Raw genomic sequence first — 14,387 nt, forward strand, 5'->3', positions numbered from 1 at the left:
GATCAGTCACGGGTCAGCTTGCGGTAGGTCACCCGGTGCGGACGGGCCGCCTCCGCGCCGAGACGGTCGACCTTGTTCTTCTCGTACGCCTCGAAGTTGCCCTCGAACCAGAACCACTTGGCCGGGTTCTGGTCGTCGCCCTCCCAGGCCAGGATGTGCGTGGCGACCCGGTCCAGGAACATCCGATCGTGGGAGATGACCACGGCGCAGCCGGGGAACTCCAGCAGGGCGTTCTCCAGGCTGGAGAGGGTCTCCACGTCCAGGTCGTTGGTGGGCTCGTCGAGCAGGATCACGTTCCCGCCGATCTTGAGGGTGAGCGCCAGGTTCAGCCGGTTGCGCTCGCCGCCGGAGAGCACCTTGGTCGGCTTCTGCTGGTCCGGCCCCTTGAACCCGAACGCGGCGATGTACGCCCGCGACGGCATCTCGACCTTGCCCACCATGAGGTGGTCCAGCCCGTCGGAGACGACCTCCCACACGGTCTTGTCACCGTCGAGGCCCTGCCGGTTCTGGTCGACGTACGACAGGGAGACGGTCTCGCCGACCCGCACCGCACCGTCGGTGGGCTGCTCCAGCCCGACGATCGTCTTGAACAGGGTGGTCTTGCCGACGCCGTTCGGGCCGATGATGCCGACGATGCCGTTGCGCGGCAGCGAGAACGACAGGTCGTCGATGAGGATCCGGTCGCCGAAGCCCTTGGTGAGCTCGTTCGCCTCGATGACGGTGTTGCCCAGGCGCGGGCCCGGCGGGATCTGGATCTCCTCGAAGTCCAGCTTCCGGGTCTTCTCCGCCTCGGCGGCCATCTCGTCGTACCGGTCGAGGCGGGCCTTGGACTTGGTCTGCCGAGCCTTGGCGTTCGAGCGGACCCACTCCAGTTCCTCGGAGAGCCGCTTCTTCATCTTGGCGTCGCGGCGCCCCTCGACGGCGAGTCGGGCGGCCTTCTTCTCCAGGTAGGTGGAGTAGTTGCCCTCGTACGGGTAGGTCCGGCCCCGGTCGAGTTCGAGGATCCAGTTGGCGACGTTGTCCAGGAAGTACCGGTCGTGGGTGATGGCCAGGATGGTGCCGGCGTACTTGGCCAGGTGCTGCTCCAGCCACTGCACGCTCTCGGCGTCCAGGTGGTTGGTGGGCTCGTCGAGCAGGAGCAGGTCGGGGGCCTCCAGGAGCAGCTTGCACAGCGCCACCCGACGGCGCTCACCACCGGAGAGCTGGGTGACGTCGGCGTCCGGCGGCGGGCAGCGCAGCGCGTCCATCGCCAGTTCGAGCTTGGAGTCGACGTCCCAGGCGTCGGAGTGGTCGAGCTCCTCCTGGAGCTTGCCCATCTCCTCCATCAGCTCGTCCGAGTAGTCGGTGGCCATCTGCTCGGCGATCTTGTTGAACCGCTCCAGCTTGGCCTTGGTCTCCGCCACCGCCTCCTCGATGTTGCCGAGAACGGTCTTGGCGTCGTTGAGCGGCGGCTCCTGCGCCAGCATCCCGACGGTGAAGCCGGGCATCAGTCGGGCCTCGCCGTTGCTCGGCTGGTCCACGCCTGCCATGATCTTGAGAAGGCTGGACTTACCGGCGCCGTTCGGGCCGACCACACCGATCTTGACTCCGGGCAGGAAGTCCAGCGTCACGTTGTCGAGCACGACCTTGTCGCCGTGCGCCTTCCGCGCCTGCTTGAGGGAGTAGATGTACTGGGCCACGGTGCGGGCTACCTCCGTCGATTGCGTCTGGGCCGGCGGGCACCGGCGCGGGTTCGTCACCTGCGCCCACCGTCAGAACCGGCCATGATCCGTGCCCGCCGCCGCCGGCCGGGAGCCGGGCGCGCGCACGCCACAGTCAATCCTGACAGGTACGGCCCCCTGCGCCCACATCACCCCGGTCGGCCGGTACGCGGCGCGTCGCGTACCGCCCTCGGCCCCACCCGTCTCCGGCGCCCTGTCGGCGAGATCACCATGCCGGTTGAGCTGGCTTTGGGACGGGTAGGGAAGTCCGGCACGGGGTGGCAGACGCCGCAGCTACGCTCAGTACGCTCATCGCGGTGGACCCGTCAGCAGCCGGAGGTGGCCGATCGTGACCGTCCGTAGCTCCTTTGTCGTAGTGGCAAACCGACTGCCGGTCGATGAGGTGAGTACACCCGAAGGGCGGCAATGGCGCCGCAGCCCTGGTGGACTGGTCACCGCCCTGCATCCGGTGCTCGCCGAGCACCGGGGCACCTGGGTGGGGTGGTCCGGTGGCACCGGTGCCGCACCGGAGCCGTTCGACCTGGAGGGCATCCGGCTGCACCCGGTCCCGCTCAGCAGCGACGAGCTGGAGCGGTACTACGAGGGCCAGTCCAACGCCACGATCTGGCCGCTCTACCACGACGCGGTGGAGACACCGGCGTACAAGCGGCGGTGGCGGGAGGCGTACCGGCTGGTGAACGCCCGGTTCGCGGAGGCCGCGGCGGAGGTGGCCGCCGAGGGGGCCACCGTCTGGGTGCAGGACTACCAGCTCCAACTGGTACCGGCGATGCTGCGGGAACTGCGTCCGGACCTGCGGATCGGCTTCTTCCTGCACATCCCGTTCCCGCCGATCGAGCTGTTCATGCAGATGCCGCAGCGCGCCGAGGTGCTGCGCGGTCTGCTCGGTGCCGACCTGGTCGGCTTCCAGCAGCGGTTGGCGGCGCAGAACTTCGTCCGGCTCGCCCGGCACCTGCTCGGCCTCCGGTACGAGGGCCAGATGATCCAGGTCGACGGCCGTCAGGTCAAGGCCGGTGCTTTTCCCATCTCGATCGACGTCGCCGAGATGGAGCGTCTCGCCGCCGAGCCGTCGATCCAGGCCCGGGCCAAGCAGATCCGCGCTGAGCTGGGCGATCCCAAGACCATCATCCTCGGCGTCGACCGCCTCGACTACACCAAGGGCATCGAGCTTCGCTTGAAGGCCTTCCGCGAACTGTTGGCTGACGGAAAGTTGACAGTTCCGGACGCGGTTATGGTGCAGGTGGCGACCCCGAGTCGAGAACGGGTCGAGCATTACCAGGCACTACGGGTCAAGGTCGAACGTGAAGTTGGTCGGATTAATGGTGAATTCGGCCGGGTCGGCGTGCCTGCCGTGCATTACCTGCATCAGTCGTACAGTCGCAGTGAACTGGCCGCGATGTACGTCGCGGCCGACGTGATGATGGTGACTCCCCTGCGGGACGGTATGAATCTGGTGGCCAAGGAGTACGTGGCAGCGCGCACCGACAGCGCGGGTGCCCTCGTACTCAGTGAGTTCGCCGGCGCGGCCACCGAGCTGCGCCAGGCATTTCTGTGTAACCCGCACGACCCGGAGGCGGTCAAGGACGCCCTGCTCCGGGCCGTGCACGTAGAGAAGCCCGAGGCACGGCGACGTATGCGGATCATGCAGCGTCACCTGCGTACCCACGACGTGGGGCACTGGGCGAAATCGTTCCTCACCGAGCTCGGCGTGCCCGATACGGAGGTCGCGTGAACACGTCCGTCACCGACGGAGCAGCACCCCCGACCTCCGGGGTTCTCGATCCGGCCCTCCGGTCGGCCATCGGGCGGATCGCCCGGGTGCCGCAACTCCTGGTCGCCTGCGACTACGACGGCACCCTGGCCCCGATCGTGGCGGATCCGAGCAAGGCCGTTCCGCTGCCGGAGTCGGTGGCAGCGGTCCGGGCCCTGGCCGCGCTGCCCCAGACCTCGGTCGCGGTGGTCTCCGGTCGCGCCCTGCGCGACCTCGCCGCCCTCTCCCGGCTGCCCAGCGAGGTACACCTGGTCGGCAGCCACGGCTCCGAGTTCGACATCGGGTTCGTCGAGCGGCTCACCCCCGAGCTGATCGCCGTCCGGACCCGGCTCCGTGACGAGCTGCGCGAGATCGCCGCCGCCCACCCCGGCATCCGGCTGGAACGCAAGCCGGCGAGCGTCGCGGTGCACACCCGGGGCGTCGACCCGCAGGTCGCCGCCGCCGCCGTGGAGGCGGTCCGCTCCGGCCCCGCGACCTGGGAGGACGTCACCGTCACCCAGGGCAAGGAGGTCATCGAGCTGTCGGTGGTGGCCACCCACAAGGGCACTGCCGTGGACCAGCTCCGCACCCAGCTCTCGGCGAGTGCGGTGCTGTTCATCGGTGACGACGTCACCGACGAGAACGCGTTCGGCAACCTCCAGGGCCCCGACGTCGGCATCAAGATCGGCCCGGGGAACACCAAGGCCGACTACCGGGTGGCCGAGCCGATCGAGGCCGCCCGCGCGCTCGCCCTGCTCCTGGAGACCCGACGCCACTGGCTCTTCGGCGAGCGGGCGGTGCCGATCGAGCGGCACTCCATGCTGGCCAACGGGCGTACGGTGGCGTTGTTGACCCCGGAAGCCAAGGTCACCTGGCTCTGCCACCCCAAGCCGGACTCGGCGGCGATCTTCGCCGACCTGGTCGGCGGCAGTCCTGCCGGACACTTCAGCGTCGCCCCCGAGCGGGGCGGGATCCCGCTGGGTCAGCGGTACCGGTCCGGCACCATGACCGTGGAGACCCGCTGGTCCGGGCTGACCGTCACCGACTGGCTCGACCGGCCCTCCTCCGACGGGGTGCCTCCCGGCCCGGCGGTGATCTCCGGGGACTCGACCCTGGTCCGGGTGCTCACCGGGCGGGGTCGGGTCAACCTGGAGTTCGTCCCCCGGCCGGAGTTCGGACAGGTGGCGGTGCAGCTGGAACCGGGCGGGGACGGCCTGCTGGTGCTCGGCTCGAACGAGCCGGTGGCGCTCTACTCCCCCGGGGTGCAGTGGGAGGTCGACGACCACGGCGGCAACGAGACCGCCAAGGCGACCGTCGACCTGTCGGCAGCCGGCGGACAGGTCACCCTGGAGCTGCGGTTCGGTACGCAGAGCCTCGCCCACCACGAGACGTCCCTGCACGACCGGCAGGTCGCGGCCGAACAGCCGTGGAAGGACTGGGTCGAGTCGCTCCGGCTGCCGACCACCGCCCGCGACCTGGTCGCCCGCAGCGCCCTGACCCTGCGTGGCCTCTGCCACGAGGCCACCGGGTCGATCCTCGCCGCGGCGACCACCTCGCTCCCCGAGGAGCTGGGCGGGGTCCGTAACTGGGACTACCGGTACTGCTGGCTGCGCGACGCCGCGATGACCGCCCGGGTGCTCGTCGACCTGGGTTCCCTGGACGAGGCCGAAGCCTTCCTGCGCTGGGTGGACGGCTGCGTGGAGCGGACCGGGGGACACCCCGAGCGGCTCCACCCGCTCTACACCGTGGACGGGTTCGAGCTGGGTGCCGAGGCGGTCATCGACACCCTGCCCGGCTACGCCGGCTCCCGACCGGTACGCGTCGGCAACCTGGCCAACCACCAGCTGCAGCTGGACGTGTTCGGCCCGATCGCCGACCTGATCGCCGCCGTGGCCGACGCCAGGGGTTCGGTCCGGGAGACCGAGTGGCGGGTCCTGGAGAACATGGTCGAGGCGGTCCGCCGCCGGTGGCACGAGCCGGACCACGGCATCTGGGAGGCCCGCCTCCCACCCCGGCACCACATCTTCTCCAAGGTGATGTGCTGGATGACTGTGGACCGGGCGCTGCACGTGGTCCGTCGACACGGCGGCGAGGACCGTCCGGAGTGGGTGGAGCTGCGCGAACGGATCGGCACCAACGTCCTGGAGAACGGCTGGCACGACGACGCCGAGGCGTACAGCGTCGCGTACGGCCACGAGGACATGGACGCGTCCTCGCTCTGGATCGGCCTCTCCGGGCTGCTGGACGGGGACGACCCCCGGTTCCTCTCGACCGTCCTGCGGATCGAGGCGGACCTGCGCAGCGGGCCGGTCGTCTACAGGTACCACTGGGACGACGGCCTGCCGGGCCGCGAGGGCGGTTTCCACATCTGCACGGCGTGGCTGATCGAGGCGTACCTGCGCACCGGTCGGCGTACCGACGCCGAGGAGCTGTTCACGCAGATGATCGACACTGCGGGTCCGACCGGGCTCCTGCCCGAGCAGTACGATCCGCTCGCCGAGCGCGGGCTGGGCAACCACCCGCAGGCGTACAGCCACCTCGGCCTGATCCGCTGCGCCATGCTGCTGGACAACATGCTCAAGCAGTGAACCACCGCATCACCTGAGCTCCACCGGTGTCGACCACGGGGTCGGCGGTACTCGCTACCGCCGACCCCGTGGTCGTCTCTACCCGGGTGGGGTGAGGGTGGTGACGACGTCCCCGACGACGACGATGGCCGGCGGGTGCAGCTCGGCGGCGCGCACCTCGGCGGCGACGGTGGCGAGGGTGGCCCGCAGACTCCGTTGGCCGGGCGTGGTCCCCTCCTGGATCACGGCGACCGGGGTGGCCGGGTCTCGGCCGTTGCGGGTCAACGTGTCGGCGATCGCGGGCAGGTTCTTCAACCCCATCAGGATCACCAGGGTGCCGCGGAGTCGGGCCAACGCCGGCCAGCTCACCAGGGAGGCGGGTGAGTCCGGGGCGAGATGCCCGGAGACCACTGTGAACTCGTGGGCCACCCCGCGGTGGGTGACCGGCACACCGGCCACCGCCGGCACGGCGACCGCGCTGCTCACCCCGGGCACCACAGTCACCGGTACGCCGGCCGCCGCGCAGGCCAGCACCTCCTCGCCGCCCCGTCCGAAGACGTACGGGTCCCCGCCCTTGAGTCGGACCACGGTACGACCGGCGAGGGCCCGGTCGACCAGGATCTCGTTGATCTCCTCCTGGGTCCGCGACGGCCCGTAGGGGATCTTGGACGCGTCCACCAACTCGACGTCGGGGCGCAGCTCGTCCAGGAGCAGACCGGGCACCAGCCGGTCGGCGACCACCACCTCCGCCTCGGTGAGCAGCCGCCAGCCCTTGACAGTGATCAGCTCGGGGTCACCGGGACCGGCGCCGACCAGCGACACCCGCCCCACCGGTCGGGGGCTGTCGTCGTCGCCGGAGTCCGGGGTGCCGGCAGGGGCGACCCGCTCCACAGGTGGCGTCGGCAGGGGGCTCTTTCCCGCACCGAGCAGGTCACGGATGGCATCGCGGGTCTGCATCGCGCGCCGGGGGTCCCCGCCGCCGAGGACGGCGACGGTGACCGGGCCGCTGCGGGTGACCGCCGGGGTCCAGGCGCTGGCGGCGAAACGGTCGTCGGCCCGGACGCAGAAGATCCTGCGTTCGTGTGCCGCCGCGCTCACCGACTCGGCGGCGACCGGGTCGTCGACGGCCACCTGGACCAACCAGGCGTCGTCGAGGTCGGCCGGCACGAACCGACGGGCCGCCCACCGCAGTCGCCCCGCGTCGACGTGGGTCTGCAGGGCGGGGGTCAGCAGGGGGGAGACCAGAAGCAGGTCCGCCCCGGCGTCCAGCAGGGCGGGCACCCGGCGGGTGGCCACCGCTCCCCCACCCACCACCACCACGCGTCGACCGGCCAGCCGAAGCCCGAGGGGGTACGGATTGGTGCTCACGTTCCCTCCACCCCGTTCCCGGGACCCTTCTCGGCCACCCCCGCGGAGTCGAAGGTGGCCACCTCGTGCAGGACCCGCACCGCACCGGTGACCACCGGCAGGGCCAGCAGCGCCCCGGTGCCCTCGCCGAGCCGCAGGCCCAAGTCGATCAGGGGGTCCAGACCCAGGTGACGCAGCGCGACCCGGGCACCGGGTTCGGCCGAGCAGTGCCCGGCGACCATCGCGCCGACCGCCGCCGGGGCGAAGGCCGCCGCCGCGAGGGCGGCGGAGACCGCGATCACCCCGTCCAGCAGGACCGGGGTCCGGCGGGCGGCGGCGGCCAGGATCAGCCCGGCCAGCGCGGCGTGCTCCAGGCCGCCGACGGCGGCGAGCGTCCCCAGCGGGTCGGTCGGGTCGGGTCGGTGTCGGCTCAGGGCGGCCCGGACCACTGACACCTTCCGGTCGTACGTCGCGTCGTCGACCCCGGTTCCCCGGCCCGTCGTCTCCGCCGGGTCGACGCCGGTGAACGCGGCGATCAGGGCGGCGGAGGGGGTGGTGTTGCCGATGCCCATGTCCCCGGTGAGCAGGATCCGGGCCCCCCCGTCGATCAGGTCGTCGGCGACCCGGGCCCCGATCTCCACCGCGCTGCGCGCCTCGTCGCGGGTGAGGGCGGCGGTGACAGTCATGTCCCGGGTGCCCGGCCGGACGTTCGCCGCGACCAGCCGGGGCGGACCGGCCTTCTCCGCCCGGGGGCGGGGCAGCCCGGCACCGGTGGCGCCCTCCGGCGCCGGGTCGGCGGGGACCCCGCCCGCGAGGGGGGTGGCGACGCCGACGTCGACGACGGTGACCGAGGCACCGGCCTGCCTGGCGAAGGCGTTGACCACCGCCCCACCGGCCAGGAAGTTGCCGATCATCTGGGCGGTGACCTCCTGCGGCCACGGGGTCACCTGCTGGGCGTGCACCCCGTGGTCACCGGCGAAGATCGCCACTGCGGCCGGTTCGGGCAGGGGCGGCGGACAGTCGCCGGCCAGTCCGGCGAGGCGGACGGCGAGCTCCTCCAGTGCGCCGAGCGACCCGACCGGCTTGGTCAGGCGGCTCTGCCGCTCCCGGGCGGCCCGCATCGCCGACTCGTCGAGCGGCCCGATCGCCGCGATCGTGTTCTCCAGCATCACGCCTCCAGGATTCCCGTCAGCACCTCGATGAACGCGTCGCTCGTCGACCGGTCACGGACCGCCACCCGCAGCCAGTCGGGGCCCAGGCCGGGGAAGGTGTCGCCCCGGCGTACCGCCCAGCCCTGCTCCCGTAGCCGGATCCGGATCCGGTCGGCCCCGGGCAGGGAGATCAGAACGAAGGCGCTGGCCGGGCGGCCCGCGACGCGTACCCCGGGCAGGCCGGCGAGGCGGGCCACCAGGTGGTCGCGGTCGGCGGCGAGGTCGACGGCGATGGCGCGTTCGGCGGCGACGGCCGCCGGGCCGGCGCAGGCGGTGGCGGCGGCCAGGGCCGGGGTGGACACCGCCCAGAGGGGTTGGGCGGCCGCCAGCCGGGTGAGCAGCGGCGCCTCGCCGAGCAGGTATCCGATGCGCAGCCCGGCCAGCCCCCAGGTCTTGGTCAGGCTGCGGACCACCACCAGGCCGGGCAGGTCGCGCCGATGGGCCAGGGACTCCGGTTCCCCGTCGACGCCGGGGACGACCGTGGTGTCGGCGAACGCCTCGTCGACCACCAGGACCCGGCCCGGCCGGGCCAGGGCGGCCAGCCCGGCGGCGGGGTGCAGGACCGAGGTCGGGTTCGTCGGGTTGCCGATCACGACCAGGTCGGCGTCGGCGGGGATCCGGGTCGGGTCGAGGCGGAACCCGTCGGCCGGGTCGAGCAGCACCCGGTCCACCCGGTGCCCGGCGGCCAGCAGCGCCGCCTCCGGCTCGGTGAACTGCGGATGCACCACGACCGGGCGGCGTACCTCGGACAGGGCGCGGGCGAGCAGCACGAAGCCCTCGGCGGCCCCGGCGGTGAGCAGGACCTCCTCCGGGGGGCGACGGTGCCGGGCGGCCACGGCGGCGCGGGCCGGTCGAGGGTCGGGGTAGCGGGCCAGGTCGGTGAGGGTGGCCGCGATCGGGTCGGCCAGCCAGGGGGGCGCGGGGGCGCGGCGGACGTTGACGGCCAGGTCGACCAGGCCCTCGGTCGCCTCGACGTCGCCGTGGTGACCGAGATCGGGGTCGATCGCTGCGTCCAACTGACCGGGCATGCTCGCGATCCTGCCGGGAAGCCGCCCCCGGGGACAGCCGATCCCGGCGTGTGGCGCGTCACCACACACTCGTTTATGAATATTTCTCATGCACGTATCGGAAATGTCATAACTTCGGGCCGTGACCAACCGACCCCTCGCCGTTGCCGACCGCCTCGTCCCACTCCTGCGCGCCGGGCTCATCGCCGGCCTCGTCGTCGCCGCCCTCGCATACCCACTGGCCGCCGCGACCGGGATCGGCGCCAAGGCCACCGCACACGCCGTGGAGGCCAAGACCAAGCTGCTCAGCACCGCCCTGCCCGCCGAGACCTCGTACCTGTACGCCCCGGACGGCAAGACCCTCCTGACGATGTTCTACGAGGAGTACCGGCAGTACACCGAGCTGTCGGAGATGTCGCCGAACATCCAGCAGGCGATCGTGGCCGCCGAGGACTCCCGCTTCTACCAGCACGGGGGCGTCGACCCGAAGGGGGTGGCCCGGGCCTTCGTGGCCAACGCCCGCTCCAACGGGGTGTCCCAGGGCGCCTCCACCCTCACCATGCAGTACGTCCGGATGGCCCTGCGGGACAGCGCGACAACCCCGCAGGAGGTCCAGGAGGCCACCCAGCAGACCAGCCTTCGCAAGATCAAGGAAATGCGGATGGCCATCGACCTGGAGAAGGAGCTGACCAAACCGGAGATCATGGAGCGCTATCTCAACTCGGCGTACTTCGGCCACCGGGCGTACGGCATCTACGCGGCCAGCGAGATCTTCTTCTCCAAGACCCCGAACAACCTCAGCCCGATCGAGGCGGCCACCCTCGCCGGACTGGTCAAGTCCCCGTCCCAGTACGACCCGGCCAGCTCCGACCGCAAGGACGCCACCGACCGACGCAACTACGTCCTGCAACGGATGGCCGACCTCGGCTACCTCGCCCCGGACGAGGTGGAGTCGATGAAACGCGAACCGATCCGGCTGAAGCTGACAGACCCGCCGAACGACTGCGCCGCCATCCCCAAGGAGTACAACAGCTGGGGCTTCGCCTGCGACTACCTCAAGAACTGGTGGAGTTCGCAGCCCGCGTTCGGCGAGAGCCGGATGGAACGGATGGACAAGCTGCGCCGGGGCGGCTACCGGATCGTGCTCAGCCTCGACCCCAAGGTCCAGGAGGCGGCGGAGAACAACGTCGGGTCGAAGGACCGGACCGGCAGCCCCTTCGCCAACGGCATCGTGGTGGCCGAACCCGGCACCGGACGGGTCAAGGCGATGGCGGTGAACCGGACGTACTCCCTCAACCTGGACGAGAACCCGCCCACCTCCAACCCGGAGGCCTCGCCGAAGGTGAAGGCGAACTACCCCAACACGGTGGCGCCCCTGCTCGGCGGGGGTGACCTGCCCGGATACCAGGCCGGGTCGACGTTCAAGATGTTCCCGATGCTCGCCGCGCTCAACGCCGGGATGCCGCTGTCCACCACCTTCGACGCGCCGCACCGCTACCGGTCGGAGATCTACGACGGGTGGGCCCCCTCGAACGCCAGCGGGGCGATGACCGGCACCCAGACCATGTGGTCCGGGTTCGGCAAATCGGTGAACACGTACTTCGTGTGGCTTGAGGAACGGGTCGGCGCGGACACCTCGGTCCGCCTCGCCGAACAGCTCGGCCTGCGCTGGCGGACCGACGTCGACCGCAAACACGCCTCCCCGGAGCACGCCAAGCAGTGGGGTGCCTTCACCCTCGGCGTCTCCGACGCCACCCCGTTGGAGATGGCGAACGCCTACGCGGCGATCGCCGCCGACGGACGGTACTGCGAGGCGATGCCGGTGCAGACCATCACCGACCGGGACGGCACCCCGACGATGTACTCGACGGTCTCCGGCATCGAACGGGAGGTCGCCAAGCCCCGCTGCCGACAGGTGGTGAGCGCCGACGCGGCCCGGGCCGCCACCGACGCCGCCCGCTGCCCCACCGGGGACACCCCGGCGAAGGGGGGCTGCGGCGGGTGGTCCACCGCCGACAGCGTCCGGGGTACGGTCGGCCGACCGGTCGCCGGCAAGACCGGTACCACTGACAGCACCAGGTCGGCGTGGTTCGTCGGATACACCCCGGAGCTGGCGGCGGCGAGCTTCATCTCCGACCCGGACAATCCGTTCAACGCGGTGGGTGACGGACAGTCGCAGATCCCCATCGAGGCGGTGTCCCGGACCCTGCGCGAGGCGTTGAAGGGACAGCCGGTACGCCAGTTCACCCCACCGTCGGACCAGATCGTCGGCTGACCCAGCCGGGTGGCTCCCGGTCGTCGGCTGACCCGACCGGGTGCCGGCCGACCTTCTGGTGACCCGCCCGTGCCGTCCGGGCCGGGCGGGTCAGCGGACAGCGGTCCCGGCCGCCGCGACCAGCCGGGTGGCGATCCCGGGGTCGGCGGCCCAGTGCACCGTCAACTGGGAGGCGTGCACACCCCGCCACACGAACCCCTCGGGAGACCCGCCCTCCCAGGTCCAGGCCGAGTTCTGCCCGGCACGGGGGGTCAACACCGCGCTGTGCTGCTTGTAGCCCACCACCGTGGCCCCGGCACCCGCCACCACGCTGTCGACTGTCGCGGTCGCCGTCCGGTAGCCGACGACCAGGCCCTCCCGGCGGGTGGCGACAGCGTCGAGGACCCCGCACATCGGCAACCCGTCCAGCTCGCGGGCCAACCAGATCAGCCCGGCCCCCTCGGCGATCACCGGCCGACCGGTACGGGCCAGCTCCGCCACCGCGATGCAGAGCCGACGGTTGGCGGAGAACTGGTCGGCGTACGACTCGGGCAACCCGCCCCCGACGACGAGCGCCCGGGTGCCGGTCGGCAATCCCTCGTCGGACAACGGGTCGAGGACCACCACCTCGGCCCCGGCGGCCCGCAGCAGCTCCACGGTCTCCGGATGGCTGTAACTGCCCCCCGGTCCCCCGGCCACCGCCACCACCGGTCCGACACCGCCCAGCGTCACCACGGGCGTGGTCGGGGCCTCGTCGGCGGGGTCCGTCTCCACCGTCGGCCGATCCCCGACGGCCACGACCCCGGCGGTCGGCTGGTCGGCGGTCAGCGGGGGCGCCGACCGGGCCAGGACCAGCAGCCGGTCCAGGTCGACGGTGCCCGCCACCGCCTCGCCCAACCGCCGTACCGCCCGGATCGCCTCGGCGTCGCGGCGGACCACCGGGACCACCCCGTGCCGCCGGGACGGCAGGACCGGGGGAAGCTCGTGTCGGCGCAGCGCACCGTAGACCGGCACCCCGATGTCGTCGAGCGCGTCGCGCAGCAGGGACTCGTGGCGACGGGAGGCGACCTGGGTGAGGATCACCCCACCCAGCCAGACCTGCTCGTCGTACGCGCGGAAGCCGTGCACCAGGGCCGCTACCGACTGCCCCATCGAGGACACGTCGACAGCCAGCACCACCGGGCTGCGCAGGGCGGCGGCCACGGCGGCGGTGGACTCCGCCTCGGGCTGGCCGTTGACGCTGTCGTACAGCCCCATGGTGCCCTGTACCAGGGCGAACCCGGCACCGGCGGACCCCTGGGCGAACAACGACCCGATCCGCTGCGGACCGACCAGGTGGGGGTCCAGGTTGCGTCCCGGCCGACCGGCGGCCAACCCCAGGTAGGCCGAGTCCACGTGGTCCGGGCCGACCTTGAAACCGGCGACGGTGAGGTCCCGGTCGGCGAACGCGGCGAGCATGCCGACAGCCAGGGCGGTCTTACCGTGACCCGAGGAAGGCGCACTCAGCACCAGACGCGGCACGACGGTCATCTCTGACTCCTCGTAGACGACGGTACGCCCCAGGCAGACCGGCGAAACGGGTACGCGGCGGCCCCGGCGGCGCACGGACCTGGAGGACGAGGACCGACACCGATGGACCGTGGGCGTGACGATACCCGGGTCGGCAACCGCCCCCACCGTGGCCGGAGGAGTCGTCGGGGGCGCTGCGCCCGAGGGGTAGCCTCAACCTGTGTACCGGTTCCTGCTGACCCCTCGCTGGCTGGGGATCCTCGCGTTGACGCTGGTCGCCTCGTACGCCATGGTGCAGCTCGGCAACTGGCAGCTGGACCGTTACCGGGCCCGCAGCGCGATCAACGAGCGGATCGACGCCGGCTTCACGGCGACCCCGGTGCCGCTGTCGTCTGCGGTCCCCGTCCCCACCGGCGGCGCGGGTTCGGCAGGCCCCGGACCGGCGGTGGAGGACACCTGGGCCCGGGTCACCGTCACCGGCCGCTACGACCCGGAGAACGTCGTCCTGGTCCGGGGTCGCACCGCGGAGAGCCGGGTCGGGTACGAGGTCGTCACCCCCCTCCTGCTCGCCGACGGGACGGCCGTCCTGGTGAACCGCGGCTGGATCCCACCCGCACCCGGGGGTGCCACCGCCCGCCCCGACGTGCCACCACTGCCCGCCGGTGAGGTGACTGTGGTCGGCCGGGTGCACGAGAGCGAGAGCGGGAACCCGGCGGTGCAGCGCCGAGACGGTGGACTGGAGACCCGTCGGATCGCCGTGGCACTGCTCGCCGAGGAGCTGCCGTACCCGGTGTTCGGGGCGTACCTGCTGGTCGACGAGCAGACCCCGGCGGCCGACCCCGGTTTCACGGCGGTTCCCATCGGCCACGCCAACAACTGGCAGAACCTCGGGTACGTGGTGCAGTGGTGGACGTTCGCGGTGATGTCCCTGTTCGGGTACGCCTGGGTGGCCCGACGGGAGGCCCGTCGCCTCGCCGGTGTCACCCCCGGCCCCACCGACCGCGCCGCCGAACCCGACCCCCGC

At 71.9% G+C, this 14,387-nt stretch carries 8 protein-coding genes and 1 pseudogene; 4 read left to right on the forward strand and 5 right to left on the reverse strand.

Annotation, left to right across the window (positions count from 1 at the left end; all coding sequences use genetic code 11):
- Positions 1 to 2: 2 nt before the first annotated feature.
- Entirely contained in the window at positions 3 to 1,679 is a 1,677-nt protein-coding gene (gene ettA / locus WHN02_RS26725; protein ID WP_434741376.1) for an energy-dependent translational throttle protein EttA, read from the reverse strand.
- A 370-nt stretch (positions 1,680 to 2,049) separates the two neighbouring features.
- On the opposite strand from ettA, the gene WHN02_RS26730 reads away from it, so the two are divergent.
- Together WHN02_RS26730 and otsB are read left to right on the forward strand one after the other, a co-directional pair.
- Entirely contained in the window at positions 2,050 to 3,450 is a 1,401-nt protein-coding gene (locus tag WHN02_RS26730; RefSeq protein WP_434741377.1) for an alpha,alpha-trehalose-phosphate synthase (UDP-forming), read from the forward strand.
- A complete protein-coding gene (gene otsB / locus WHN02_RS26735; protein ID WP_434741378.1) occupies positions 3,447 to 6,056 on the forward strand; it encodes a trehalose-phosphatase in 2,610 nt (869 codons plus the stop codon). Before WHN02_RS26730 ends, otsB begins: the two co-directional genes overlap by 4 nt.
- Positions 6,057 to 6,134: 78 nt before the next feature.
- Here the strand turns inward: otsB and cobA are convergent, their stop codons facing one another.
- From cobA to cobC, 3 genes are read right to left on the reverse strand one after another with little or no spacing between them, the layout of a single operon-like run.
- Positions 6,135 to 7,403, reverse strand: coding sequence for a uroporphyrinogen-III C-methyltransferase (cobA, locus tag WHN02_RS26740; RefSeq protein WP_434741379.1), 1,269 nt, complete (start codon positions 7,401 to 7,403; stop codon positions 6,135 to 6,137).
- Positions 7,400 to 8,551 (reverse strand): nicotinate-nucleotide--dimethylbenzimidazole phosphoribosyltransferase, encoded by a 1,152-nt coding sequence (gene cobT / locus WHN02_RS26745; protein ID WP_434741380.1) that lies wholly within the window; start codon positions 8,549 to 8,551, stop codon positions 7,400 to 7,402. Before cobT ends, cobA begins: the two co-directional genes overlap by 4 nt.
- Positions 8,551 to 9,621 (reverse strand): Rv2231c family pyridoxal phosphate-dependent protein CobC, encoded by a 1,071-nt coding sequence (cobC, locus tag WHN02_RS26750; protein ID WP_434741381.1) that lies wholly within the window; start codon positions 9,619 to 9,621, stop codon positions 8,551 to 8,553. The genes cobT and cobC overlap by 1 nt, the downstream gene beginning before the upstream one ends.
- A 121-nt stretch (positions 9,622 to 9,742) precedes the next feature.
- Here cobC and WHN02_RS26755 point away from each other — a divergent pair, with 121 nt between their 5' ends.
- Complete coding sequence (locus WHN02_RS26755) at positions 9,743 to 11,875, forward strand: transglycosylase domain-containing protein (protein ID WP_434741382.1); 2,133 nt, start codon at positions 9,743 to 9,745, stop codon at positions 11,873 to 11,875.
- A 90-nt stretch (positions 11,876 to 11,965) separates the two neighbouring features.
- Here WHN02_RS26755 and WHN02_RS26760 read toward each other — a convergent pair whose 3' ends face one another.
- A complete protein-coding gene (locus WHN02_RS26760) occupies positions 11,966 to 13,384 on the reverse strand; it encodes a cobyrinate a,c-diamide synthase (protein WP_434741383.1) in 1,419 nt (472 codons plus the stop codon).
- A 199-nt stretch (positions 13,385 to 13,583) separates the two neighbouring features.
- Here WHN02_RS26760 and WHN02_RS26765 point away from each other — a divergent pair.
- Positions 13,584 to 14,378 (forward strand): annotated as a pseudogene (locus WHN02_RS26765) (SURF1 family cytochrome oxidase biogenesis protein); the annotation flags it as partial.
- Between the last annotated feature and the right edge of the window lie 9 nt (positions 14,379 to 14,387).

The organism is Micromonospora sp. SH-82 (assembly GCF_051132485.1).
Taxonomy (GTDB): domain Bacteria; phylum Actinomycetota; class Actinomycetes; order Mycobacteriales; family Micromonosporaceae; genus Micromonospora.